Below are 26,203 nucleotides of genomic sequence, written 5' to 3'. Positions count from 1 at the left end.
TATTGAAGCGGCTAAGGCTGCGGCTGACTTTTTAAGAAAGATAAGTTGAAGCGTTGAGATATTGGTGTGTTAAAAACTTAAAAGGCCGTCTGAAAAAGTTGCTTTCAGACGGCCTTTAGATTTGCTTGGTGCGTTAGAACTACAAGCGCGTTACGCTTAAAACGCCTTTGATGTCGCCTAAGCTGGCTAATACGCGCGGCAGGTCATTGACTTGGCGGACTTCAAGGGTAAAGCGCATACTGGCTTCCAAATCACGCGATTGGGTTTGCACCGCGGTAACGTTGAGTTTATGACGTGCCAGCGCATCCGAAACATCGCGCAGCAAACCGGAGCGGTCTTGGGCGCGGATTTCAACATCGACAGCAAACACTTGTCCTTCTTGCAAGGCTGCCCAGCTCGCATTCAACACTTTTTCCGGTGCCTGTTCGGCAAGGTGGCGGAAAGAAGGGCAGGTGTTGCGGTGGACGGAAATACCGCGGTCGCGCGTAACGAAACCGATAATGTCGTCCGGAGGTGCCGGTTTGCAGCATTTGGCAAGCGTGGTCATCAGACCGTCTTCGCCGTCAATCAAAATGCCGTTTTTGCCGCCTTTTTTGATTTTTGACTGCTTGACGATATTGGTTTCATCAATCGGCACAGGAGGCGGTTCATTCAGCGCGCCGCAGGCTTTATGGATGGCGCGGTTGGAAACTTCGCCCTGACCGATGGCCGTATAGAGTTCGTCGGTTTTTTTGAAGCCGAGTTTTTCCGCCAATGCTTGCAGATTGGGTTTGGGGAAGATTTTTGACAACTGTTTGTCCAACTGGGCGCGGCCGTCTTCACGCACGGTATCTGCATTTTGCTGGCGGATGTAGGCACGGATTTTGCTGATGGCGCGGTTAGATTTGACCCAGCCTTCGTAGAGCCAGTTGACGGAAGGATTTCCCTCTTTGGCGGTAATGATTTCAACGCGTTGACCGTTTTCCAAAGGCGTGGACAGCGGCACGATTTGTCCTTCGACTTTTGCGCCGCGGCAACGGTCGCCTACGCTGCTATGCAAGGCATACGCAAAGTCGATGGGGGTAGCGCCCGTAGGCAGGGAGAGGACTTTGCCGTGCGGAGTCAAAACGTAAATCGTATCGTTGAACAGCTCGGTTTTAAAGGCGGCGGCGAGGTCTTCCTTGCCGCTTTCGGCCATGTTTTCGCGCCAGTCTAGGAGTTGGCGCAACCAAGCGATTTTTTGTTCGTAGGCGGAATCGCCCTTGCCGCCTTCTTTATAACGCCAGTGGGCGGCAACACCGAATTCGTTGAATTGGTGCATATCGAAGGTGCGGATTTGTACTTCCACGCCTTTGTCTTCCGGACCGACGATGACGGTGTGCAAACTTTTATAGCCGTTGCCTTTCGGGTTGGCGATATAGTCGTCGAACTCGCCCGGAATCGGCTGCCAGAGGCTGTGGACAATGCCCAACGTGGTGTAACACTCGGGAATGGTGTCCACCAAAATCCGTACGGCGCGGATGTCGAACAAGCCGTCGAAAGTGAGCTTTTTCTTCACCATTTTTTTGTAAATGGAGTAGATATGCTTCGGTCTTCCGGCAACTTCAAAATGAATATTGTATTTTTTCAGTTCCGTACGCAGGATATTGAGGAAGTTTTCGATGTATTCGAGGCGCTCGGTGCGTTTTTCGTCCAAAAGCAGGGCGATTTCGCGGTATTTTTCCGGCTCTTGATGACGGAAGCCCAAATCTTCGAGCTGCCATTTGAGTTGCCACACGCCCAAGCGGTTGGCGAGCGGGGCAAAAATGTCGAGGGTTTCTTTGGCAACGGCGCGCTTTTCAGGATTGTCGGGAACGTTGCTTAAGAATTGCAGGGTGCGCGTACGCATGGCCAGTTTGATCAGGACGACGCGGATGTCGGTAACCATCGCCAACAGCATTTTACGCATGGTTTCGGCTTGTTGGGCGCGCTCTTCCGGCGTGGCAAGGCTGTCTACGCGGGCGAATTGGGTCAGTTTCTGTACTTCGTCCACGCCTTTGACCAGCTCGCAAACGGTACTGTTGCAGCGTTCGGTAACCAATTCGCGCCAAGTGGGAACGTATTTGCCGATGTCGGACAAAATCGTAGCGGCCACGGCATCAGGCAAGAGGTCGAGTTCGCTGACGATTTGCATCGAGCCGAGGAAATGTTCCAGCAATGGCTCGCCGTAAGTCGTTAGTGCATCGGCGGGGTAATGTTCTTTAGCTAAGTCAAAGGCCGTCTGAATCAGGTTTTTATCGGAATCGGGCAGCGCGGCAACATAGCCGTCGAACCAAGCGAGGAGGCCTTCCAGCGTTGCACTCGATGTTTGGGGCGTTTGGCGAATAGTGGTCATGGCGTGCGTTTTTTCTTTTTGATAAAAACGTTGCCATTGTAACAGTTTCTTGCCGACAGCCCTAGATTTGTATGCGAATGCTGCACTATGTTTCAGGAAGTCTTGTTTCAGACGGCCTGGGCTACCCAACTTGCAATAACATATAAACATCAAAATAAAACAAACAATTAGCGTGTAAATGTGCTTGCAGTGAAAAAATATTGGGAATAATATCAAAGCAAGTAATAATTTTTATCAAGAAGGAGATGAGTGTGAGATTTTTAGCTGCTTTGCTGTGGCCGGCCATGTTGCTGCCCATTTTGTCTCATGCTTATAGCGGCATTCAGACGGTCTCTGTTTCTCAAGCATATGCGGATGACGCAACGGGCTGCGGGCAGCTTTATCCTGTAAATAGCTTCGAGAGTTTGTTCAGACAGATGGCCGGCACGCTGCATAGTGCCTGTTTGCTTGATATGCCGCCTGAAGATTTAGCGAAAAAGTGGCAGATTCCCGTGTACCGGCGATATCTGCGGCTTTCCGGCCGTTTGCGGCCTGACGGAGAAAAACAGGCGGTACTCAGATGGAAAGACAAGGCAGAGCGGCAGAAATGGCTCAAACACAGGCGGCGTAAGCTAAAACGGCCGACCGACGGCTTTACGGTAGTGCATCAGACCAACTACAACGGCAGTACTTTTTTAGAAATCGAAGCAACGCCTGATTATTTAAAGCATTACCGTTCGCTGTTTCCTGACAACCGTTATCCCGAGGATTTGCCCCTGCCAAGCATTGGTTGGCATCCAATGTTTAGACCGATATTTTGTTCTGATTCTGCTGTAAGTTTTGGAAAATCATTAAAGGATATTGACAACTTAGAAAAATCATTAGAGGCTATTGACAACAACGGTCATATTAAGAATTTTCATGCAAGATTGTCTATTCATGATAGTGTATCTCTATACTTTATGCATGATAACCAAGAAAATATGAGATGTAGCAAGGAAATATCTTATATTCAATATAAAAAAAATTATTTATATAAAAAAGATTATTTTATCACCAATTAAAATTAAAAATTTACTCAAACAATTAATAGGAGAATTATTATGGCAACAGTTCAAAATGCACAAATTCGGCAGCATTTTATTCGCATGGGCATGCCTAAAAAGGAGATTGATAGCATCATGCGGGATAATGTTATTATGCAAAAGACTCATATTTTTATCAATAAATGGGGGCTATCAAGTATTCGTGTCGATCATCATGTTCCAGCCACTTATACAACGAGAAAATTAAGAGGAGACATTGAATACCGTGAGATGGTATTTGGAAAAGATTATCTTACGGCTTCTGATTATGCCCATGAAATCGAGCATGGTATTTCTGATACTCTTTATAGACTAGATCTTGCTGATGAGAGAAATCCAACAAAAAACCTTACTGCAAATGAGTATGCCCGCCGTTTTTTGTATGAAGAAGGAAAAGCCGAATACAACCGTTTTCAGTTTGATTTGCGGAACAATCCCAAAGAAACCAAATACGGATCGGATACGGCAGCAATCAAGGCGATGAACCAACAACAGGCTGTTGATTATTTTGCCCACAAAATGAAAACCCAAAACCCCAGCGGACAGCCCGACCATACTTATTGGACATGGGCGAAATCTGTATTCCTTAAGGAAACCAATCCAAACCTGCTAAACGGTAAAACTCCGGCCGAAAAGCAAAAAATTCTGCAATCAGGAATGGATGAAGCAGCGCCTGACTATCCCAACAGACTGTTTGGCGTAGGTGACGAGCGGGTTCGCTTTCAGAAAACCGATCCAAATATGCCGCTTAGTCTGATGCCGATGATGGCGCGTGGAAATCCTACGCTGATGGTGGTATTTGTACCTGCCAACAGCCGTTTGGCAGACGGTACGGTAACGACGGCTGCAAGAACAGCGTTATATTATTCTTCAGGCGGAAAGCAGGGGGCGATTGAATTCGGTATCGGTGGCGCGGGCAAGAGTGTCAGCTTCAACGATAATTTAGTAAATTACTCAAAAAGTGCGTATGCGGCACTGATTACTTCAGCCAGTAGGCTTCATTCCAATGCAGTGAACCGCTTGGCTACTTTGGTCGAACAGCAAAAATCCGAACAGGCATCAGGAAAAGGCAAAGAAATTCATAATGAAAACGAAGCTTTGAAAGCTTTGCAGGATTTACTGAACAAAGCCAATATTTCACTTGATTTGCAGGGCGGAGTGGATAATCTTCAGCAGAATTTTGACCAAATTGCCAAAAATTACCATACTCCTCTTGCTATCGAGCTGTATGGAGAAGAGTTGCTCACGACTTCGGTGGAGGATGGAGTGAGTTTTGATATGGATGGCGACGGGATGGCCGAACAGACGGCTTGGCTCAAAAAAGGCAGCGGTTTTTTGGTTTGGGATAAAAATGGAGACGGCATGGTAAACGACGGAACGGAGATGTTTGGTGAGGCAACAGTTATGTCTGACGGCAAGCGCGCAGAAAACGGCGTAGAAGCTTTGAAAGATTTGGACAGCGACAATAATAATATCATTAATCAATATGATGAATTGTGGGGCGAGCTAAGAATCTGGCATGACGAAAACAGTAACGGGAAAACGGAGGAAGGAGAGCTTTCTCTATTGTCCGACTGGGATATCCAGTCGATCTCTTTGGATTTTGCAGAAATCAATCTGAAAGATGAAGCCGATAATAAAATATTATTTGAATCAGAAGTGGTTTTGGAAAACGGGGAAAGGCGTAAGGTTGCCGATATTGATTTCCAAAACGACAAAGGAATTTACAATGAGTTGGCAGGTGAAATTTCAGCAGAGACAGCCGCTGATGTCGTGTATCCGACGGAAATTTCAACATCGGTTATACTGCCCGGAGACAATACTGCATATATCCCGGCCGTATAAACACGTTATCAGATATGGTTTCCAAAGATATTTGGCAGGATAATCCTTTTGCGTGAGGCATTCAGACGGCCTTTGCCCAATCAAACCCATTTTCGGAGGATTTTTAATGAAACTGTATATTTACGACCATTGCCCGTTTTGTGTTCGTGCGCGGATGATTTTCGGCTTGCGTGATGTGGCGGTGGAAGAGGTTGTCTTGGCAAATGATGACGAAGCCATGCCGATTGGCATGATTGGCTCAAAACAAGTGCCGATTTTGCAAAAAGAAGACGGTTCGTTTATGGGCGAAAGTTTGGATATTGTCCGCTATATCGATCAAGGCCGTCTGAAAGAGGAAGTTCGTCCAGAAATGCAGGCTTGGTTGGATAAAGTGGGCGAATACAATAACAAATTGGTACAGCCGCGCATGGTCAAAATCGGCCTGCCCGAATTTGATACCGATGAGGCGAAAAAATACTTTATCGACAAAAAAGAGAAAAGTATCGGCAATTTCGAGACTAATCTGAACAAAACGGCGCAGTATCTGGAGCGTCTGCATCAAGACTTGGCAGAACTGGAAGCGCTGGTGTGCGAAGGCGAGGGCTTGGGCGGTGAAATCAGTTTGGAAGATATCCTGACTTTCCCTATTTTGCGCAACCTGACCGTTGTGCGCGGTATTCAATGGCCGCAAAAATTGATGGATTATTTGTTGGCGATGAGCGAGCGTTCCGGCGTGGCTTTGTATTTTGACCGCGCGTTGTAATGAATGTTTGAAACATGAAAAAGGCCGTCTGAAAGTTTTTCAGACGGCCTTTTGTTTAATAGGCAATCGTATCGGCAACCTGTGACAAACCGTTTTCCAACGATTCGAGCATGGCGGTATAGCCGTCGCCTTGTTGCGGCGTAATGGCATTAAACGGTTTGCTGCGTCCGTCCGGCCATAGTGCATAACCGCTGATGGTGGTCTGCCCCTGATAGCTGCCTTGGAAGGCTTCGATATAGACTTTCAGGGTTTGGCTGCTTTGGCTGCGTGAAGCAGGCACGAAGGTGCGATGCGGATTGAGGCGGTTGAGCTTGTTGCTGAGGTTTGCTGCCAACGCGCCATCGAGCGGAGCTGCCCAAAGGTGGTTTTTCGCCAGATTGACATGGTAGGCATCGGTTTGGTAAACGAGGCCGCCGTTGGCAAGCGGTTCGGCAAGGTTGACTTTGACCGCGATTTCGTTGCCATGCGCAGCAGGTCGGATGTATTGACTGTCGGGCAGAACGAAATATTGTGTGCTTTGAGCAGTGCCGCAGGCGGCAAGCGTCAGGGCGGCGGCAATCGGGAAGAGGCGCATTATCGGCTTCCTTTCGGGATAGGGTCTTTGCTGCTGCTGTTGAAAATCAGCGCATTGGGTTTTTCTTTCAAAGTATTAATCACGGGTTGAACATCTTTTAAGGTTTTGTCCAAACTTTGCAGCGTATTTTGTACGTCGCCGTAGATAGGCGATTGCGGCGATACGCCTTGCAGGGTTTGACGCAATTCTTTCAGGGTTTGGTTCAGCTCGTTCGGAATGTTTTGTGTCTGCGGTTTGCCGACCAGTTTGTCGATGGAGCTTAGGGCGGCATTGGCAGATTTGAGTGTGGATTTGAGCTCGGCAAGCGAGCCGTTCAAGCCGGCAACGGTTTTATCCAGTGGCAGATTGTTGAACTTGTCTAACAAATCGGCCACTTTTGCCTGTAAATCGTCCAAACCGCCGCCTTGGGTTGCGATAACGGTATCGCCTGCATAAACGGTATGCGGTCGCAGCTTAGGCGATGCGGAAGGCTGATCGTTCAACTCAATCATTTTGCTTCCGGTCAACAGGTTGTTGCTGGAGATGGTGGCAGTCAGGCCTTTGTTTAAGGCCGTCTGAAATTGTTGTTTCCAATGTTCTTTACTTTGCTCGTCGGCATTGATTTCCAAACGGGAAGGCTCGATGCGGATGCGTACGGGAATCCAACCGTTTTCAAATAAGTGCAGGCTGTCGTTGCGGTCGAAATAAGGGACATCGGAAACCACGCCGACATTCAGGCCTTTGTATTCGACAGGCGAACCGGCAGTCAGGCCGCGTACGGATTGTTTGAAGAATGCGGTGTAGTACAGCGAGCGGTCGTCAGGCAGGTTGGCGACTTCGCTGCGGCTATCGTAAAGCGTGAAGCTGTCTTCGCTTTTGACGTTTTTGCTGTCGCTTGTTTTGGGCGAGTCAAAGGAAATTGCGCCGGACAGCAGGGCAGGCAGAGGGGCGGAATTGAGTTTGACACCGCTGCCTGTAGTTTCGATATTGATGCCACTTTCCAGCCAAAAACGGCTGGCGGAATTAATCAGTTTGTCGTTGGGGCTTTGGATGAAAATGGTGTAATGCACGCTTTGGTCGGACGGGTCGAAATGCGCGCTTTCTACTTGGCCGACCATAAAGTTTTCATACAAAACAGGGCTGCTGACGTTGAGGATGCGGTCGTTTTTGCCGATCAAATTCAGGCGCAGGCCGCTTTGACCGATGGCGGCAATCGGCGGAATGTCTTGGACGACAAATACATCTTTGGTTTCTTGGCTTTTACCTGGTGTAAATGCAATATATGAGCCGGAAAGCAAGGTTCCCAAGCCGGTAACGCCGCTTTGGTCGATACGAGGTTTGACCACCCAAAATTGGGTATCGCTGCGGATAAGGTCTTTGGCATCGGCGCTGAGTTGGGCCGTGACTTCCACGCCTTTTTGGTCGTCGCGCAATTTGATGCGGGTAACGTGTCCGACATCGACGTTCAGCACCTTAATAATGGTGTTGTTGACCTCGATGCCTTCGGCGCTGTCCATCAACAGCGTAACGACAGGGCCGCGGTTGCGGATGTCTTTAACCAAAAGCCAGCCGCCGGCAATCAGCGCAATCAGCGGAATCAGCCACACGATAGATGTGAAGACATTGGTTTTCTTGACACGCGCCGGGGCGTGATAATTGGGTGAAGAATCGTGTTTTTTCATTGTTTTAAGGTCTGGTCAGAATCAAGGCCGTCTGAAAGCTGCTGTTGCTTGTCCCAAATCAGACGGGGATCGAAATAATAGGCCGAAAGCATGGTCAAAATAACGACCAGGCAGAAGTAAATCGCCGCCCCCCCGGGCACGACGCGCGCCATATTGGTGTGGAACGAACTCATCAAAATAATAATCACAAAAATATCAATCATCGACCAGCGGCCGATGGATTCGGTAATCCGATACAAAACCGACATTTTGTCCACGCTCATCACGGGTTTGAAGTATGCGGAATAAATTAAAACCGCCATCGCAATAATCTTCAAAACCGGCACCATAATACTGGCGCTGAAAATAATCACGGCAATCAATCGGTCGCCGTCGTCCCACATATAAACAATGCCGTTGAAAATCGTGTTGATCTCCAAGGCCGTCGGGTTGGACGAAATCATAATCGGCAGGATGTTGGCAGGGAAATACAGGATAAATGCCGTGACTAAAAATGCCAGCGAAATACTCAGGCTTTTGGGGCGGCGACGGTATAAGTCCGCACCGCATACGCCGCAAGGCTGCTCGTCTTTATCGCGGAAATACAGGCAGCGGCTGCAACAGATTTTGTCTTCAGTGGCCGTCTGAACCGCATGGCCGCCGGTTAAACGGTGAATCTTATAATAAACCCAATGCTGCGGAATCGATACCGAAGTCCGAATCAGCATGACCGACAACGGAAACATCAGATAAAACGCCGAGCCGAATTCCACTGTAGCAACGGACGAGAGCTTGATATATGCCACCAAAGTGGAAATGAAAAACACATCCACCATAATCCAATGGCGCAGCCGCACCAATACACGCGTTGCAAAGCGCAGCGCAGGGTAGGCCTTTTCGCGTATCAAAGCCGTATAAACATACAGGCAGAGCAGTAAAAACAGTAAAGGCGCACCAAAGGTGAGGATAAACATCACTTCCGCCAGAAAACCATAATCCAGCGAAATCAAAAGCCGCATCATTTGCGGGAGCGACAAAATCGATGTCACGCCGAATAAATCGACGCGGATATACACCATATTGTACGCGAACGCCATCAGAATCAAGGTTGTCAGCGCATAGGCAATCGGCGCGATATACGGATTGTTTTCCACCTCCACAATTTCATGGTTGCATACCGGACAATGTGCTTCCTGTCCCTGACGCAGGCGCGGAATATCCATACGGCAGCCGCAATCCGGGCATTCCACCGTATGTGCAGGCAGCGTCGCATCAGGAAGATAAGACTTGTAGCGCCACCAGCGATGGTAGGCAGGAATCCGTTTCATGGTTCGGCAGGGGATAAAGAAGGTGCAAAGAGTGTCGCATTATAAAGGAAAACAGAAGGATAGCCCAAATTTAGGTCGATATTTGATTGAATGGCGGCTGCTTAATAAGGTTTGGGCCGTCTGAAAAGTTTGAAAAGACTTCAGAAGGTTATTGCTATGAGCCGTTAAATTTTATTAATAGGTCTTAGTTTGGTTTATTGCCATTAGGATAAAATAAGATATATTCTTAATATTTAAAAACACGATAATCCTTGTAGATTTGTGGAAGGTACACGGTCAACGAACCTGAAGTAGGCTAAAAATTATCTTCTTTGTTTTTAAAACGATTCTTTTCAAATTAGACGGATTTTTAACCATAAAGGCCGTCTGAAACCATTAGTCTCTTAATTCAAAGGAAACATCATGAGTGAAACCCAAGAGCTGACTTTCGCCAAACGCTTGAAAGAGCAAACCACGACAACGCACGACAGCGTTGATAACTTGGTTATGTCCGTTCAACCTTTTTCCAGCAAAGAAAACTACATCAAATTCTTGAAACTTCAATCTGTTTTCCACAAGGCTGTTGATCACATCTATAAAGATGCCGAATTGAACAAAGCCATTCCCGAACTTGAATACATGGCGCGTTACGATGCCGTGACTCAAGACTTGAAAGACTTGGGCGAAGAGCCTTACAAATTTGACAAAGAATTGCCACACGAAACCGGTAATAAAGCCATCGGCTGGCTGTATTGTGCCGAAGGTTCTAATTTGGGCGCGGCATTCTTGTTCAAACACGCTCAAAAACTCGAATACACCGGCGAATTCGGCGCACGCCACCTGGCTCCTCATCCGAACGGCCGCGGCAAACACTGGCGCGCTTTTGTCGAGCATCTGAACGCTTTGAACTTGACTCCCGAAGCCGAGGCGGAAGCCATTCAAGGTGCGTGCGAAGCGTTTGTCTTCTATAAAGTGATTTTGCGCGAAACTTTCGGTTTGCCGGAAGGTGCAGAAGCGCCTGAAGGTATGACACCGCACAGACTCTAAAAAATAATTAAATCAAACAGACAAGGTCTCGGCGTAGATGTTTGCAGAGACCTTTAATTACACTACAAAGTTTTGTTTGAACGGGTTGCTGTCTTATACCTACTCAGATTTGATTCTCTTTTAAAAATTCCATTCACCACCTAATGACCATTGATGAATATTACGCATTGCATAGGGTGCATTGCTACGGGTGTGACTATAACTATAATTCAAAGTAGGGGTAATGCCTTTATAAGATAATTTGTTGTGACTAAGATTGATAGAGAGAGCGCGCTCCCGATTGCGTTGCGGCTCCGTGCCGAATGCCATAATGCCTTTATAGCGACGGTTGGCAAATGAAGCGGTAAGTCTGCTGTTAAGCCCACCTAAAACCTGCCATTGCTGTATCCAACCTATATTGAAACCGTTGCGGTGGTAGGCTGCATTGTTCTCAATATTGTGTATGTTTTTGTTTTCAGGAACAAAGCGGTTGTATTGCCAACCGCCGAACAGAGTCGTGTTGCCAAAACGGCGAGCCAGGGAGAGATAGGTACTGTCGTGCCAACCATCGTTGCGCAGTGCACGATCAGTTTCTCGATAGTTTTGGCGGTAGCGTTCCAGTGAGTAGTAAAGTTGAGTCGCATTGCCGAGATTGACCATATGCGAAAGCTGTACGCCAACTCCGTGAGCCAGCATATAAGGTGCAACGCGGCGGTTATTTTCTTTTTTGCTGTCAAACTCGCTGCTGCCTGCCAACTGTGCCTGATAAAACGGTAAAACGCTGACGGTTTGTTTGCCGTCCTTGCGTTGCCAGCCCAAATAAGCTCTGCCGAACGCATCGTCGTAAGCCGATTGGCGGTCGAAAAAATAGCTTGTGCCGCTGAGGTTGGCGCGGAGTTTGATAGCGTGATGCCCATGCAATGGGGTGAGTTTTTCGGTGTTCAATTCGTAATTCAAGCCGTTGGCACTGACAGGTAAGGTAACACTGCATGCGGTTTGCCCCCTTGTTTCGATGCAATAACGCGGAGCAGCGTTGTTGGCATTATCGTTATGCACGGGGCTGATTCCACCAGACCATTTCCATTCTGTCTGCCGTTTGACGGCTTCTTGAAAACGTTTGACATTTTCCAAAACGGGGGCAGGTATATCGCGTTGCGCGGCATGACGAAAATGCATCGTTGCCTCACCCAAGCGATGGTCCTGAAACTCTGCTGCTGCCAAATCCAACAATATGCGGTCGTCTGAAACGTCAGATTCATAAAGGGTACGATAACGTTCGACCGCTTCGGAAGTCCGTCCTTTCAACTTTGCCAGCAAAGCATCGGCACGTGCAATCAGTTTGGGATTGTGGTTGGGCTGTTTACGGTAAAGGGCGACAAGCGAGGAAACCAGGTCTGCGCTATTGCCGTTAAGTGCTTGAACCAGTGCGTCTTCAAGAATATGCGGGTTTGCCGCTAAAAAATCATCATTAACCAGAGTTGGTCTGCCTATATTCTCATTCTTTTCAGGCGACCTTTCCTCCTCAGATAGAATATCTAACCATTGTTTCTGTTGTACTTGTACAGCAGTATTCTGAGAAGAAATATTCTGCCGAACACCCTCTTCGGGAAATTCAGCAAAGGCTGCTGACGGCAATAGGTAGCACAAAGAAGCTGAGACAATTTTTTGTTTTATTTTTAGCATTTAAAGTCATCCGAAATATATGTATATCTGAGGGCAAATCGTTTCTAATAAGGAATTTGCTCTTGTCATAAAACTGCCTGAAACATCTCAGGTGATTTTATTTTTGCATAAAAAATACAGATTCGTATTTAGATTTATCATTATAACGGCAAATTTACGAAATAAATATAACTTATTTATTTTTATAGGATTATAAATTGCGTAAATATATTTAACAGAGAGAGGATGGCATAAAGATTCACCCTAACTACTGATATAAAAAATATTGGTATTGCTAAAATAAAATATTTGTTACACAATATTGCATATTATTAGTAATACTTATCATTATTGTATCTGAGAAGCTTGTATTTTAGAGAGATTGGTTATGAAAATTAATGTATTTATAGTGCCTATTGCAACTACCTTTATTTTGACTGCATGTGCAGGTGGAGGTGCATCTGAGCCCAAAGTTCCCGTTGCTATTCCGACAGCGCAACCTATCGCCAATGTTAAGTTGAGTGATGAAAGCAGTGCGATACAGACCATCAATACCCTTTCCGGAAAAGGTGGCAGCCTGCATGAAGCGGAGCTCGAAGTGAAAACATCATGGGGCAGCTATACCGATAAACAATATGTCTATCAAACCCCTTCTGGTAACTATTACAACATTAGTTCATATTCTGATCCGATTGTCCCATCATATTCCAGCCCATCTTATGCCCTTCGTACCCGCCATGAAGGACAACCTTTATCTGAAGGTGGCAAACTGTTTGTCTGTTGCAGTAGTTCGGGACAGTTCACCAATGCCCCTGCAACCAAACATGATCACCTTAAATTTGGCGCATGGATAAGTTCAGACGGTACGGCAGACCTGTTTGTCGGCGGCAAACCTGTCGGAACGGCGAAACCGTCTTATTACACTCCGTCTGACAGTACTGTGGCAAAAGGCAAAACTACATACGAAGTTTGGGCGGTTCGCGTCCGCAACGGCAATATCGTTACCTCTACCTACGAGCCCAAAAAATCCTATGGGGCCTCTGAAAAAATCGCTCCCAAACTTTCACTGCTGACAGCCAATTTCAACACCAACAAACTCGGCGGCACGATTTTGGGTAATGCGGATTACGGTCCGGACGTTGTGATGAAAGATGTAGGCATCAACGGCGTTGATTTCTCAGGCACTGCCGAATCCGATGGTAAAAACGGCAAAGTCGAAGGGAAATTTTTTGGTCAATTTAACGGCGATAAAACAGAAGTCAGTATAGGCGGTAAAGTTACCTTTGATGCCGATAAATCGTTGGATACCGTGTTCGGCGGCGTGAAGAATGATGACGACCGCAATACGACGGATACAAGTTTGACACCTGTCAGCAAGTAACTGCACATCAAGCATTCCAATAATAGATAATCAATATATATTAAGAGGCAAAAAATGTCCTTCCATTTTAAACCTGTACTGCTGGCAGCTATTGTCAGCCAAACTTTCCCTGCCTTAGCGGCCGATCCTATTCCTCAAGCTTATCAGGAGTTGAATGAAGTCAAAGTCATTGGCGGCCGCAAAGTACAAAAACTTGGTGAAGAAAAAATCCGCCGTCAGGCTTTGGATAAACAAATGGTCTCCGATGAAAGCGACTTGGTGCGCTACGATCCGGGCATCAGCGTCGTTGAAGGCGGGCGCTCAGGTTCTAACGGTTTTACCATACGCGGTGTCGATAAAGACCGCGTTGCCATCAACGTGGACGGACTGGCACAAGCAGAAAGCAGGTCGTCTGAAGCATTCCAAGAGTTGTTCGGCGCATACGGCAACTTCAATGCCAACCGCAACACTTCCGAACCCGAAAATTTCTCGGAAGTAACCCTCACCAAAGGTGCGGACTCGCTCAAATCCGGCAGCGGTGCATTGGGCGGTGCCGTCAACTATAAAACCAAATCCGCAAGCGACTATGTTTCCGAAGAAAAGCCCTACCATTTGGGCATTAAAGGCGGCTATATCGGACGCAACAGCCAGAAATTCAGCAGCATAACCGCCGCAGGAACTTGGCTGGGTCTGGATGCATTGATGGTTTATACCCGCCGTTTCGGTAAAGAAACCAAAAACAACAGCGACGCTGCCGATACCGTCATCACCGACAACAAACAAAGCTGGAACCCGAATGCCGGCAGCACCAACTACGGCAGCCGCGGCGTAGCCCGCAGCAAACCCGATCCACAAGATTGGGTAAACAAAAGCACCTTATTCAAACTGGGTTACAACTTCAACGATAAAAACCGTATCGGTTGGATTTACGAGGATTCACGCACCGACCGCACGACGACTGAATTATCCAATATGTGGGCGGCAAACTGGAAAGGTGAGGCTCTGGGCGATACCCGTTCCCGTCAAGATATTTCCTACCGCAAACGCATCGGTTTCGAATACAAAAACCAACTTGACCAAGGACCATGGGACAGCCTCAACCTGCGTTACGACCGTCAAACCATCGACATGAGTACCTGGACTTGGGACTTGCCGACCGATTACGCCCAAAACGGTATCAATAGCGACGTATATCATATGTTCCGCAACATCCGTCAAAAGACCGCACAATATAGTGTAGACACCGAAAAACAAATCGACTTCTCCAAATCGGTATGGGCTATGCAATACGGATTGGGCGGTTCTAAAAACGACAACGGTAATAGCGACCATAGCTATTGGGTACGCCTATATGACCCGAAATATCAAACGTCCAACAACCAAGAATTGACTATGCTGGTCGAAAGCTCGTCCAAAAACCGTTTTGCCTACTGGAACAACACCTTCCAATTCGGCGACAGCAGCCAATACCGCCTCAATGCCGGGGTTCGTTACGACAACAGCAGCAGCAAAGCCAAGGATAACCCCAACTATACCCCTGCTATCCGCGGTCAAATCCCCTATCTTGGCAGCGAGCGTAAACACAGTGGTTTCAGCTACGGTTTAGGATTAGACTGGAAATTCACTCCGCATTTGAATCTTCTGGCGAAATACAGTACAGGCTTCCGCGCGCCGACTTCGGATGAAACCTGGCTATTGTTCCCGCATCCTGACTTCTACCTTAAAGCAAACCCTAACCTTAAGGCAGAAACCGCCAAAAACTTCGAGCTGGGACTTGCCGGCAGTGGCAAAGCCGGAAACTTTAAACTCTCCGGCTTCCAAACCCGCTACCGCAACTTTATCGAACTGACCTACATGGGCGTGTCCTCAGACAACCCCAACAGCCCTAATTATGCGCCGATTTCCGACGGTACCGCATTGGTCAGCTCACCCGTTTGGCAAAACCAAAACCGTTCCTCCGCATGGGTGAAAGGTTTGGAATTTAACGGCACATGGAACCTCGATAGCATCGGTTTGCCGCAAGGCACGCACGCAGGTGTCAATGTCAGCTACATCAAAGGCAAAGCCAAACAGACCAACGAACAGGAAACCCCGATTAACGCACTTTCGCCGTGGTCTGCCGTTTACAATCTGGGCTACGACGCTCCTTCCAAACGCTGGGGTATCAATGCGTACCTGACACACACTGCAGCTAAAAAACCGTCTGACACCGTTCACAGCAGTGATGATTTGAACAACCCATGGCCATTTGCCAAGCACAGCAAAGCCTATACGCTTTTCGACCTGACAGGCTACGTCAACTTGGGCAAATACTTCACTGTACGTGCTGGTGCTTATAACATCGGTAACAAAAAATATTACACTTGGGAATCTCTACGTAGTATCCGTGAATTTGGTACAGTTAATCGTGTCGATAATAAGACACATGCAGGTATAGAGCGTTTCTCTTCACCAGGAAGAAGTTACAACTTTACACTTGAAGCCAAGTTCTAAGGTAATTAGAACAGAAAGGAAGGTTGGTAAAGCTACAGCACCACCAACGGCGTTGACCGCGATGGCAAAGGCTTAGATCGCTACCGTGCCCAGGTCGCAACTATGCCGTGTCTTTGGAATGGAAATTCTAAGCAGTTAACGGATAGCTAAAGGCCGTCTGAAAGTTTTAATGACTTTCAGACGGCCTTTTTTATTTACAGCGAAATCCTTAATCGGATAACAACGGTTGCTGCCGAACAATCGCGCGGATGATGGCGCGGTTGGGGTGTAGCGTGGTTCTCAGCCTTTGCGATAGCGGATGCGGCAAGCCGAGTATTTCGGCTGCAATGGCGGCGGCGCAGATGGGGGCTGTCGCCAGTCCGCGCGTGCCGTGTGCCGTATTGATGTAGGCATTGGGCAGGTAAGGGCAGGGAATACTGTCGAGGCGGTAGTTCTTGTCTAATGCCAGCTTGGTGTAGGCGGACTGCATGGTGGCGATGTCGCCGAGCGCGCCGACAACGGGCAAATGGTCGAGGCTGTCGCAACGTAGGGCGGCATGGCCTTGTGTGGTTTGAAGGCTGTCTGAAAACGAATTTTGCTCAAACAGGGATTGTGCCAATGGCGGATTGAGCTGGTGCAGGGCGACGCGGTTTTCAGTTTCTTCGTGCGGATACCAAGTTTCATCGTTGCTGTTGAGGATAAATGTCGCGCCGTAGCAGTGGCGGCCTTGCCAGCTCGGACTGATGTAGCTTTCTCCGGAAATGGCGCAACGCAGTTTTTGTGAAAACGGGCTGGCAGGTACGACGCCGGTTTGTCCGCGGATTTGGCGGAAAGGCAGGGCGGAGACGTTGGTGTCGGCGGCAGTCGGGCTGTGTGCGCCCATACAGTAAACGATATGGCTGGCATTGAAATGCACGTTCGGCGTGTGTGCCGTCCATTGTATACCGTCATGCAATACTGCGGTCAGCGGCGAGTGTTCGTGCAACTCAATCAGCGGATGATTCAATAGGGTATGCACGACAGTGGGTGGATTCAGCCATACACCTTGCGGCCAGTAAAGGCCGTCTGAAAATACGTCTATGCCTGCAATGTGCGCAGCCTCTTCGGCAGATACGCTGCGGTAGAGGTGTTTATGCTGGTGTTGCAAACCCAAGGCCTGATTGCGTTTGCGTTCACTGTCATCAAAATTCAAATGCAATACGCCGTCGCCGCCCCATACGTCGGAGTCGGGCAGCAAGTCTTCCAGCAATCGGCGCGTGTAGCCGTAGCCTGTCAGCAGCAACTCGGTTTGTTCGGTATCGTGTGGCGAGATTTTGGCGTAGAGCAAGCCTTGGCGGTTGCCGCTGCCTGCCTGCGCCGCTTTGCCTGCCTCCAAAACCGTAACGCGTACGCCGTGTTCAGCCAGTTTGCGCGCAGTCGCTGCGCCGGCAATGCCTGCGCCGATAATCAGGACGTGTTCGGGCGCGGCTTGATGTTCAGGCCGTCTGAACCAAGGTTTTAGAGGAATAGGGGCGGATTGGGGTATGGCTTCGGTTTGCCATTCGATATGATGGAAATGTTCGTGTAAGCGGTCGGCGCGGTGTGGCGGAATCAGCCAGAGATGCACATCAGGCAATAGGTTTTCTAAAACATTGACGCTGTTGAACTGAAGGCATTTCATGGCTTGAGCGAGACGGTTGTTCAGACGGCCTTCAAGCTCGGAGGGATGATTTGACAGCGGAAAATCGGGAATACGGTTTTCAGGCAGGCAGACAATCAAATAAAGCGGTACGGTATGTTGTTCGATTGCGCGGCAAAGGGTAGCAAGGGAAGGCGTGGTGTTCCAAGCAAGGTAGGTCATGATGAAAGGCCGTCTGAAAAAAGAGGCTTTATTGTAACGCGGTTTGCGCGGATAGAATATCCGAACGGGTTTTGATAGAATCGCATGATATTTTGATTTCCAATTGATTTTCATACAGGAATTTTATGCGCCGTCTTTTATTGTGCCTTCTCGCTTCCGGCTTGCCCATCGCTTGTTTGTCCGCGCCGCCGGATAACGGCAGCAAAGCCGTTCAGTCCGAACGCTGGGCAACGCCCGTCAAACACGATGCCAACCTTTATCGCATCGACGACAAGCTTTACCGCAGCGAGCAGCCTGTTGCCGAAGATGGCGAAGCCATTGTCAAGCTGGGCATTCAAAGCGTGATCAACCTGCACTTTTTCGACCGCAACGATGACGACCATTTGAAGGCGTATGGTTTGACCTTGCTAAACCGTCCGTTGCTGTCATGGAGCATTAAGCCGAAAGAGATTGCGGAAATCCTATACCTGATTGAAAAACAACAGCAAAACGGCGCAGTGCTTATCCATTGTTATCACGGCGCGGACCGTACCGGTTTGATTGCCGGAATGTACCGCATTATTTATCAAGGCTGGTCGGTGGAGGAGGCAAAAGCCGAAATGCAACATGGGCCTTACGGTTATCACAGCATTTGGAAAAACATTGCCAACCTGTTTACCGAAGAGAAAGTCAAGCAGGTTAAAATGCACTTGGAAGCCTTGCGCAAACGCGGTTAATACTAAGATTTAAATCATAAAAGGCCGTCTGAAAGATTTGTTTTTTCAGACGGCCATTTTTAATGGCAGATAACTTAAATCACAAAATCCGTAGTCGATAATTGAATGCTTTGATCCATATCGGCAGACGGAGTTTTGGAAGAGCGGCCGACCGGTTTGGCCGGTACGCCGACAACGGTAATCGAAGACGGTACGTCGGCAACCACCACGCTGCCTGCGCCGATTTTGGCATTTTCGCCGATGCGGATGTTGCCCAAAATCGAAGCATTCGCACCAATCATCACGCCATTGCCGATTTTCGGGTGGCGGTCGCCGCTTTCTTTGCCCGAACCGCCCAGCGTTACGCCGTGGAGGATGGAAATATTGTTGCCCAAGACGGCGGTTTCGCCGGCCACAAAACCGGTGGCATGGTCGAGCATCAGGCCGTGACCGAAACGGGCGGCCGGGTGGATATCGACACCGAAGACTTCCGACATGCGGTTTTGCAGGAAATACGCCAGCGTTTTACGGCCGTTTTGATAGAGCCAGTGGTTGATGCGGTGTGCCTGTACGGAGTGGAAACCTTTGAAATACAACAGCGGCAGCGAATATTCATCACAAGCCGGGTCGCGCTCGTAAATGGCTTTTAAGTCGGCCTCAACACATTTGCTGATACGGGTGTCCACGCTCAAAGCCTGCTGATAAATTTCAAACAGCGCGCGCACATCCATAATCGGGCTGCCGAGTTTGCTGGAAAGATGGTAGGCAAGTACCGAATCGAGCGAATCGTGGCGCAACACGGTTTGGTGCAGGAAGCTTGCCAGCATCGGTTCGGTCGCGGCGGCCGCTTCGGTTTCTTCGCGGATTGTGTGCCACAGATTAAAATCGGTTGAATTCAAATGGTCTTTTTTCATGTTTGAGGCCGTCTGAAGAATAAAATCAGATGGCTATCTTACCGTTTTCCAACGTCTTTTAACAAGGCATTTGATAATCGGTATTCAAATGCTTGAAGTTTTTTCAGACGGCCTTATATATGAAACATCGAATATCAACACGCTAAAAGGATGTCAGAAATGACGGAGCATAACGAACAACATCAACACGAAGCAGAAGAAGTGGCAGCCGTAGAAACTGCCGAAACCGTTGAAACCGAACAAGCAGAACCGACTTACGAAGAGCTTCAGGCGCGTATTGCCGAGTTGGAAGGCCAGCTCAAAGACAGCGAGTTGCGCGGTTTGGCAAATGAGCAAAACCTGCGCCGCCGCCATCAGCAAGAGATTGCCGATACACATAAATTCGCTGGACAAAAATTTGCGGCCGAAATGCTGCCTGTCAAAGACTATCTTGAAATGGCGCTGCTCGACCAAAGCGGTAATTTCGATGCCCTGAAAATGGGCGTGCAAATGACTTTGAACGAGCTGCAAAAAGCATTTGATGCCACACACATTAAAGAAATCAACCCACAGCCGGGTGACAAACTCGATCCGCACCAACATCAAGCGATGCAGGCAGTCGTCAGCGAGCAAGAGCCGAATACCATCGTCAGCGTGATGAAAAAAGGCTACACACTATCTGACCGCGTGCTGCGTCCTGCGATGGTTGTCGTGGCGAAAAAAGAAGATTGAAGGCACCGCTTGATAAAGTTTATCAAGCATAAAATCTTCAGACGGCCTTATCCGGTTTCAAAGCCCGATGTTCCGCTATTGGAAAATCATTCCGATAAACCGGAATCGGAAAATTAAAGCCGGCCGTCTGAAAAAAGAATAAACGGCTTGTGGATAAATAAATCAAGTATTTGAATTTAATTTAAAAAAAAATTCAAATTAAGCCTTGAAAAAAAATGAAGCAACCTTATTTACAAGCCATCGGAACGAAATGTTCCACAGGATTATTAATTTAGAAAAGTTTATTTATTTAGGAGCAATATAATATGGCAAAAGTAATCGGTATTGACTTAGGTACAACCAACTCTTGTTTGGCCATTTCTGAAAACGGTCAAACCAAAGTGATCGAAAATGCAGAAGGTGCACGCACCACTCCTTCCGTTATCGCTTATTTGGACGGCGGCGAAATCCTCGTTGGCGCGCCTGCCAAACGCCAAGCGGTAACCAACGCTAAAAACACTATCTACGCCGCCAAACGTTTGATCGGCCACAAATTTGAAGACAAAGAAGTTCAACGCGACATCGAATCTATGCCTTTCGAAATCATCAAAGCCAGCAACGGCGACGCATGGGTGAAAGCGCAAGGTAAAGAGCTGTCTCCTCCTCAAATTTCCGCAGAAGTTTTGCGTAAAATGAAAGAAGCCGCTGAAGCTTACTTGGGCGAGAAAGTCACCGAAGCCGTGATTACCGTTCCGGCCTACTTCAACGACAGTCAACGTCAAGCGACTAAAGACGCAGGCCGTATCGCAGGTTTGGAAGTAAAACGTATCATCAACGAACCAACCGCAGCCGCTTTGGCATTCGGTATGGACAAAGGCGACAGCAAAGACCGTAAAATCGCCGTATATGACTTGGGTGGCGGTACTTTCGATATTTCCATCATCGAAATCGCCAACATCGACGGCGACAAACAATTCGAAGTATTGGCTACCAACGGCGACACCTTCTTGGGCGGCGAAGACTTCGACCAACGCTTGATCGACTACATCATTGACGAGTTCAAAAAAGAACAAGGCATTGATTTGAAACAAGACGTCATGGCTCTGCAACGCCTGAAAGAAGCTGCCGAGAAAGCTAAAATCGAATTGTCCAGCGGTCAGCAAACCGAAATCAACCTGCCGTACATTACTATGGACGCAACCGGTCCTAAGCACTTGGCCATGAAAATTACCCGTGCCAAATTCGAAAGCCTGGTTGAAGATTTGATCCAACGTTCTATCGAGCCTTGCAAAATCGCATTGAAAGATGCCGGCTTGAGCACCAGCGATATCGACGACGTGATTTTGGTCGGCGGTCAAAGCCGTATGCCGAAAGTACAAGAAGCCGTTAAAGCCTTCTTCGGTAAAGAGCCTCGTAAAGACGTAAACCCTGACGAAGCTGTTGCCGTAGGTGCAGCAATTCAAGGCGAAGTATTGAGCGGCGGCCGTAGCGACGTATTGTTGCTGGACGTAACGCCTCTGTCTTTGGGTATCGAAACCATGGGCGGCGTGATGACCAAGCTGATTCAAAAGAACACTACTATTCCGACTAAAGCGTCTCAAGTGTTCTCAACTGCCGAAGACAACCAAAGCGCAGTAACCATCCATGTACTGCAAGGCGAACGCGAACGCGCTTCTGCCAACAAATCTTTGGGTCAGTTCAACTTGGGCGACATCGCACCTGCACCACGAGGTATGCCACAAATTGAAGTTACTTTCGATATCGACGCCAACGGTATCTTGCACGTTTCTGCCAAAGACAAAGGCACCGGCAAAGCCGCCAACATCACCATCCAAGGTTCTTCAGGTTTGAGCGAAGAAGAAATCGAACGCATGGTGAAAGATGCCGAAGCCAATGCTGAAGAAGATAAAAAACTGACTGAATTGGTCGCTTCCCGCAACCAAGCCGAAGCCCTGATTCACTCTGTGAAAAAATCTCTGGCTGACTACGGCGACAAACTTGACGCTGCCGAGAAAGAAAAAATCGAAGCTGCGTTGAAAGAAGCTGAAGAAGTAGTTAAAGGTGACGACAAAGCCGCTATCGATGCCAAAGCCGAGGCTTTGGGCGCAGCCAGCCAAAAATTGGGCGAAATGGTTTACGCTCAAGCGCAAGCCGAAGCCCAAGCAGGCGAGGGTGCACAAGCCGAGTCTTCCGCTAAGAAAGACGACGACGTTGTAGATGCTGACTTTGAAGAAGTAAAAGACGACAAAAAATAATTGATGCCGTCTGAAAAAAAGCGCGAATCGAAAGGTTCGCGCTTTTTGTCGTTTGGGAAATGTGTAAAGACGCTTTGTCAAAATTGACGGCAAACTTTCAAAACCATGCTATATCATCGTGTCGCCATACTTCTATTGCCGAATTTTGAACAGATTTCGCCGAATGCTGACAGCAGCTGACAGTCAAAGCCATTAATATTTGTCCATCGCTAATGAATGTGAATAAATTCTTATTTTTACCTCAAATCAACCCCTTGAAAGAAGATAAATATGAAAAAACTGATTCAAATGACCTCTTTGATAGTTGCGGCTGTCGGTTTGGTATTGGCTCCTGTCGCTTCTGCACACGGCAAACACGAAATGCATCCGAAACAAGAGCGTATGTACAAAAAAGCCAAACCGCAAAAAATGAAAAAACCTGCACCTAAAGCCAAACACCACGCAGCCAAGCCTAAACATCATCAAGAGCATCGCCACGAACATCATTAAGATGAATCCTCAACAATAAATAAGGCCGTCTGAAACCCAAACATCAGGTTTCAGACGGCCTTCGGTTTATCTGTCAAATAGCGCTTTGCCGTTTTTCTTGTGCAAAACGGGTTGGCTCCAGCCAGGCAATGTTTCTTTCTGCCAGCGCATCGCGCCAATAATCCAGTTTGGTATCCAAATCTTCAGAGAAACTGTCTTGATTCAAAAGCTGAATGATAACGCCGCCATCCGTAGCCTCGGCCAAGCGGCTGATTTGACGCAAAATGCCGCGATCGGGAACAGTTTGCGTGCGTACGCCGATGAGAAGTTGCGCCGGAGTTTGTTTCAATTCGGCTTCTAATTGTTCCAAATCTTTTCTGCCGGCAGCCACGCCTTTGTCTATCCATTCTTGCGCCAAAACGCCGGAAAACCAAAGCGGATCAGGCCATTCCGTTTCCAGTGTAACAGCCCATTTAGGAGCATTATTCAGCGTAATTTTAGACGAAACGGGAACAATGTTTTCCTGAAAATCATCGGCATCAACAATCTTCGTTTGCCATGCGCGAAGGATGTTTTGATAGTAGGGCTGATTCAAATCCAACCATTCGCGAAGGGTTTTTAAAGTAATCTTGCAAGCCAGCCAAGCAAGCAAGCGTGGCAGAATGCCATAGCAGATAATGCTGCCGATGAGTAAACCAGCCCAAGCGCGCGCATCTTCGATATGGTTGTTCAGACGGCCTGCAATCACAGCCTGACTGTCGGGAACAGGAAAGCCCAAACGTTCCGGCAGCCATGACAAAGCCTCAACCGTTTTCACCAATGCCGTATTGCTTAAAAGCGTACTTTCCCAGTTGAACGTATATTGACGCACCAAAAGCAGCAGCAAAACAGAAACCAACATTCCCGACAGCGTACAAAGCCACAGGCCGTGTGAAGTTGCACCAATCAGCCAACGCGTTTGCGGTTTGCGCCATTCATTCACATAAAGCCGCAAAATTGCCTGATTGACCGGGTCTTTACCTCGGAACCAAGTTGCCGGACTGCTGATAAAGTGCACATTTTTCAAACGTAGGAATAAAGTCGCCAGCCACACCAGCAGCATGACTGTATTCATGCCCAAAATCCCGGCCAAGACCAGAAAAAAGTTCAGCCCCTGATTGTCCATCAAAAGATAAGTGCTGGAAAAACCGACCGTAAATAACAACGTCGCCGCAACAATCCAAAGCCAAAACGAGCCTGTCTCCACCTGTTGCAACGCATATTTCAAATGCTGGTCGCGGTCAATAATTTGGGCGCGGCGTATCAGTTTTTCCTCATTGCCGCCATCAATATGTCGCAACGCTTCCGTCGCCTGCACAGGATCTCCCGGAAAAATATAGGCACGTTCTTCAAGGATACGGACCAATTCGACAAGTTTTTGCGATGGATTCAACATAAATGATAGGCCGTCTGAAAGATAAAATGGAAACGTCTGTTATACCCACAAATAAACCCCTTTTTTGCAAAGGTCAAAAAATTAAAAGCAGTTTTGATTTTGAATAGGGTATATAGTGGAATAGATGTAAAAAAAGCAGCCCGAAAGCTGCTCATTTTGAGTGTGGTGCGGACGGAGAGACTCGAACTCTCACACCTCGCGGCGCCAGAACCTAAATCTGGTGCGTCTACCAATTTCGCCACGTCCGCACTAATTTGAACCGTGGATTATACACAAGATTAATGGGGGCGCAAAGTCTTGTTTGCTTGAATTTTTCGGTTTATCCCTTATATAATGGTTTATTCCGGCCGTCTGAAAGCAGGGTTTGTTTTCAGACGGCCTCAACTTTACTATTGGTGAGGAAGGGCAGATGCCTGCTTTATTGATTAAAGATTTTTTGCAGACGCAAGGTTTGAAGTTGCCTGCGGATGAGATACATGTTGCTTATTTGACTACCCAGGCTGTGATTAAAATGGGCAATGCTTCGGTTGAGCGTTCGATTTTGTGGCCGTCTGAAGACGGTTGGCAGTTGGCGGATTATGTTGATGCCGAACATGAATGGTTGCTGAAACAGATTTTTATGGCTTTGGATTCGGTTGCCGAGCGCACCGAGCATTTGAAAAGCGCAGCGGTTTATACAGCGTTTCCGAAAGATGGCGCGTTGTCTCTGGTTCGACTGAGCCGTTGGGGCGTGCCGTTGGAAAATGTGATTCCAATCGACGAGCAGTCCGGACAGGCTTTTTTGGCTGTGCGTACGGCGCAAAGCGGCTGGATGAATGTTTGTCAGAATGTGGCGTATTGGCAGGAAATTGGTGAATTGTCGGACGAACGCAATCATCCCGGTTTGAGTCAGATTTCTGTTCCTGTCTGTATGCCCAGCGGTGCGGTTTTGGGTGTGGTACATGCCGAGTTTGATGTCAAAGACGGTGCGCCTGATGAAGTATTGGTGGCTTGGATTGCCCTTGCCTTGGCTCTGTCGGATTCTTTGAAAAATCTGTTGGGCGTGGCTGAAAAAGAGGAAGCGGAAAATGAGTAACGCCTTGAAGTTTGTTGCGTCATGCCGTTTGCCTACGGAATGGGGCGAGTTTACCATGCACGGCTTTGAAGAAGAGGGCGGTCAGGAACATGTCGCATTGACGATGGGCGATGTTTCAGACGGCCTGCCTGTGTTGTCGCGTATTCATTCCGAGTGCTTGACCGGCGATGCTTTATTTTCGGTGAAATGTGATTGCGGCCCTCAGCTTCAAGCGGCGATGCAGGCTGTTCAGAAAGAAGGGCGTGGCGTTATCGTATATTTGCGCCAAGAAGGCAGGGGCATTGGTTTGATAAACAAAATCCGTGCTTATCGTCTGCAAGATCAAGGTTTGGATACGGTTGAGGCCAATGTAGCGCTCGGCCTTCCTGTTGATGCGCGCGACTTCACTTTGGCCAAGCAGATTTATGATTATCTGCATATTCGTGAAGTCAAGTTGTTGACCAATAATCCTGAAAAAATCCAAACGTTGAAAGATTCCGGCATCAATGTGGTCGAACGGATTGCATTACATGTCGGCGAAAATGTGGAAAATGAACGTTATCTGCATACTAAAGCGGATAAATTGGGGCATTTGATTTTTGATTGATAGATGGGCATAACGGTAATTTTTGCGGTTAAATAAAATATTCTATATTCTTTCAATGGGATATATTTTTATTTAAATAAAAACCTTGCGCGTAGCCTGATTTTTTGATTTAATGTCGGCTTATCGGGTGATTAGCTCAGTTGGTAGAGCGTCTGCCTTACAAGCAGAATGTCGGCGGTTCGACTCCGTCATCACCCACC

Annotated in this window: 20 protein-coding genes and 2 tRNA genes; 13 read left to right on the top strand and 9 right to left on the bottom strand. The window is 47.8% G+C overall.

The genetic code is table 11. The features are described from left to right. Positions 1-139: 139 nt before the first annotated feature. Entirely contained in the window at positions 140-2,353 is a 2,214-nt protein-coding gene (locus ACTHRE_RS10440; protein ID WP_377073227.1) for a RelA/SpoT family protein, read from the bottom strand. Between the two features lie 245 nt (positions 2,354-2,598). Between ACTHRE_RS10440 and ACTHRE_RS10435 the strand changes: the two genes are divergently transcribed. The 3 genes from ACTHRE_RS10435 (at position 2,599) to ACTHRE_RS10425 (ending at position 6,004) form a co-directional block, all read left to right on the top strand. After that, positions 2,599-3,396 carry a hypothetical protein gene (locus ACTHRE_RS10435; RefSeq protein WP_377073225.1) on the top strand — a complete coding sequence of 266 codons (798 nt, stop codon included), beginning with the start codon at positions 2,599-2,601 and terminating at the stop codon, positions 3,394-3,396. Positions 3,397-3,435: 39 nt separating this feature from the next. Then, a complete protein-coding gene (locus ACTHRE_RS10430; RefSeq protein ID WP_377073223.1) occupies positions 3,436-5,262 on the top strand; it encodes a hypothetical protein in 1,827 nt (608 codons plus the stop codon). Positions 5,263-5,368: 106 nt separating this feature from the next. Continuing rightward, on the top strand, positions 5,369-6,004 hold the full coding sequence (locus ACTHRE_RS10425) for a GrxB family glutaredoxin (RefSeq protein WP_377073221.1): 636 nt from the start codon (positions 5,369-5,371) through the stop codon (positions 6,002-6,004). Between the two features lie 55 nt (positions 6,005-6,059). On the opposite strand, the gene ACTHRE_RS10420 is transcribed toward ACTHRE_RS10425, so the two are convergent. Genes ACTHRE_RS10420 through ACTHRE_RS10410 form a run of 3 tightly spaced genes read right to left on the bottom strand, consistent with a single transcriptional unit; the run spans position 6,060 to position 9,546 of the window. Then, a complete protein-coding gene (locus ACTHRE_RS10420) occupies positions 6,060-6,578 on the bottom strand; it encodes a PqiC family protein (RefSeq protein WP_070711805.1) in 519 nt (172 codons plus the stop codon). After that, entirely contained in the window at positions 6,578-8,239 is a 1,662-nt protein-coding gene (gene pqiB, locus ACTHRE_RS10415; protein WP_288971516.1) for an intermembrane transport protein PqiB, read from the bottom strand. The genes ACTHRE_RS10420 and pqiB overlap by 1 nt, the downstream gene beginning before the upstream one ends. Next, positions 8,236-9,546, bottom strand: a complete 1,311-nt coding sequence (locus ACTHRE_RS10410) for a PqiA/YebS family transporter subunit (protein WP_377073218.1) — start codon at positions 9,544-9,546, stop codon at positions 8,236-8,238. The genes pqiB and ACTHRE_RS10410 overlap by 4 nt, the downstream gene beginning before the upstream one ends. 402 nt (positions 9,547-9,948) lie before the next feature. On the opposite strand from ACTHRE_RS10410, the gene ACTHRE_RS10405 reads away from it, so the two are divergent. Next, positions 9,949-10,572 carry a biliverdin-producing heme oxygenase gene (locus ACTHRE_RS10405; RefSeq protein WP_070646711.1) on the top strand — a complete coding sequence of 208 codons (624 nt, stop codon included), beginning with the start codon at positions 9,949-9,951 and terminating at the stop codon, positions 10,570-10,572. Positions 10,573-10,692: 120 nt separating this feature from the next. On the opposite strand, the gene ACTHRE_RS10400 is transcribed toward ACTHRE_RS10405, so the two are convergent. After that, a complete protein-coding gene (locus ACTHRE_RS10400; protein WP_070646712.1) occupies positions 10,693-12,234 on the bottom strand; it encodes a surface lipoprotein assembly modifier in 1,542 nt (513 codons plus the stop codon). A 367-nt stretch (positions 12,235-12,601) separates the two neighbouring features. On the opposite strand from ACTHRE_RS10400, the gene ACTHRE_RS10395 reads away from it, so the two are divergent. Together ACTHRE_RS10395 and ACTHRE_RS10390 are read left to right on the top strand one after the other, a co-directional pair. Beyond that, on the top strand, positions 12,602-13,594 hold the full coding sequence (locus ACTHRE_RS10395) for a Slam-dependent surface lipoprotein (RefSeq protein WP_377073216.1): 993 nt from the start codon (positions 12,602-12,604) through the stop codon (positions 13,592-13,594). 54 nt (positions 13,595-13,648) lie between these two features. Beyond that, positions 13,649-16,066 (top strand): TonB-dependent hemoglobin/transferrin/lactoferrin family receptor, encoded by a 2,418-nt coding sequence (locus tag ACTHRE_RS10390; protein ID WP_377073214.1) that lies wholly within the window; start codon positions 13,649-13,651, stop codon positions 16,064-16,066. 208 nt (positions 16,067-16,274) lie between these two features. Here ACTHRE_RS10390 and mnmC read toward each other — a convergent pair whose 3' ends face one another. Then, a complete protein-coding gene (mnmC, locus tag ACTHRE_RS10385; RefSeq protein ID WP_377073212.1) occupies positions 16,275-17,885 on the bottom strand; it encodes an FAD-dependent 5-carboxymethylaminomethyl-2-thiouridine(34) oxidoreductase MnmC in 1,611 nt (536 codons plus the stop codon). Between the two features lie 125 nt (positions 17,886-18,010). Here mnmC and ACTHRE_RS10380 point away from each other — a divergent pair, with 125 nt between their 5' ends. Next, complete coding sequence (locus ACTHRE_RS10380; RefSeq protein ID WP_070646715.1) at positions 18,011-18,601, top strand: phosphatase domain-containing putative toxin; 591 nt, start codon at positions 18,011-18,013, stop codon at positions 18,599-18,601. A 74-nt stretch (positions 18,602-18,675) separates the two neighbouring features. Here ACTHRE_RS10380 and cysE read toward each other — a convergent pair whose 3' ends face one another. Next, the gene (gene cysE / locus ACTHRE_RS10375; RefSeq protein ID WP_377073210.1) at positions 18,676-19,494 is read right to left on the bottom strand and encodes a serine O-acetyltransferase; all 819 of its coding nucleotides are present in this window, start codon (positions 19,492-19,494) and stop codon (positions 18,676-18,678) included. A 150-nt stretch (positions 19,495-19,644) separates the two neighbouring features. Between cysE and grpE the strand changes: the two genes are divergently transcribed. From grpE to ACTHRE_RS10360, 3 genes are all read left to right on the top strand, one after another. Next, positions 19,645-20,205: a nucleotide exchange factor GrpE gene (gene grpE / locus ACTHRE_RS10370; protein WP_377073208.1), complete on the top strand. Its 561-nt coding sequence runs from the start codon at positions 19,645-19,647 to the stop codon at positions 20,203-20,205. Positions 20,206-20,510: 305 nt separating this feature from the next. Continuing rightward, positions 20,511-22,439 (top strand): molecular chaperone DnaK, encoded by a 1,929-nt coding sequence (gene dnaK / locus ACTHRE_RS10365; RefSeq protein ID WP_377073206.1) that lies wholly within the window; start codon positions 20,511-20,513, stop codon positions 22,437-22,439. 270 nt (positions 22,440-22,709) lie between these two features. Beyond that, the gene (locus tag ACTHRE_RS10360; protein ID WP_070843159.1) at positions 22,710-22,928 is read left to right on the top strand and encodes a hypothetical protein; all 219 of its coding nucleotides are present in this window, start codon (positions 22,710-22,712) and stop codon (positions 22,926-22,928) included. A 73-nt stretch (positions 22,929-23,001) separates the two neighbouring features. On the opposite strand, the gene ACTHRE_RS10355 is transcribed toward ACTHRE_RS10360, so the two are convergent. Both ACTHRE_RS10355 and ACTHRE_RS10350 read right to left on the bottom strand, forming a co-directional pair. Continuing rightward, positions 23,002-24,342 (bottom strand): DUF2868 domain-containing protein, encoded by a 1,341-nt coding sequence (locus tag ACTHRE_RS10355; RefSeq protein ID WP_070843160.1) that lies wholly within the window; start codon positions 24,340-24,342, stop codon positions 23,002-23,004. A gap of 163 nt (positions 24,343-24,505) precedes the next feature. Next, positions 24,506-24,590, bottom strand: a tRNA-Leu gene (locus ACTHRE_RS10350). A gap of 161 nt (positions 24,591-24,751) precedes the next feature. Here ACTHRE_RS10350 and ACTHRE_RS10345 point away from each other — a divergent pair. The 3 genes from ACTHRE_RS10345 to ACTHRE_RS10335 all read left to right on the top strand — a co-directional run bounded on the left by ACTHRE_RS10345 (position 24,752) and on the right by ACTHRE_RS10335 (position 26,201). Beyond that, complete coding sequence (locus tag ACTHRE_RS10345) at positions 24,752-25,417, top strand: hypothetical protein (protein WP_070646721.1); 666 nt, start codon at positions 24,752-24,754, stop codon at positions 25,415-25,417. Then, entirely contained in the window at positions 25,410-26,003 is a 594-nt protein-coding gene (gene ribA / locus ACTHRE_RS10340) for a GTP cyclohydrolase II (RefSeq protein ID WP_063068903.1), read from the top strand. The genes ACTHRE_RS10345 and ribA overlap by 8 nt, the downstream gene beginning before the upstream one ends. 125 nt (positions 26,004-26,128) lie before the next feature. Then, positions 26,129-26,201 (top strand) — tRNA-Val (locus ACTHRE_RS10335). Positions 26,202-26,203 lie beyond the last annotated feature (2 nt).

It is taken from the genome of Neisseria sp. P0001.S007, from assembly GCF_051963655.1.
Classification (GTDB): Bacteria; Pseudomonadota; Gammaproteobacteria; order Burkholderiales; family Neisseriaceae; genus Neisseria; species Neisseria subflava_A.
This window is presented reverse-complemented; position numbering and strand designations above follow the sequence as displayed.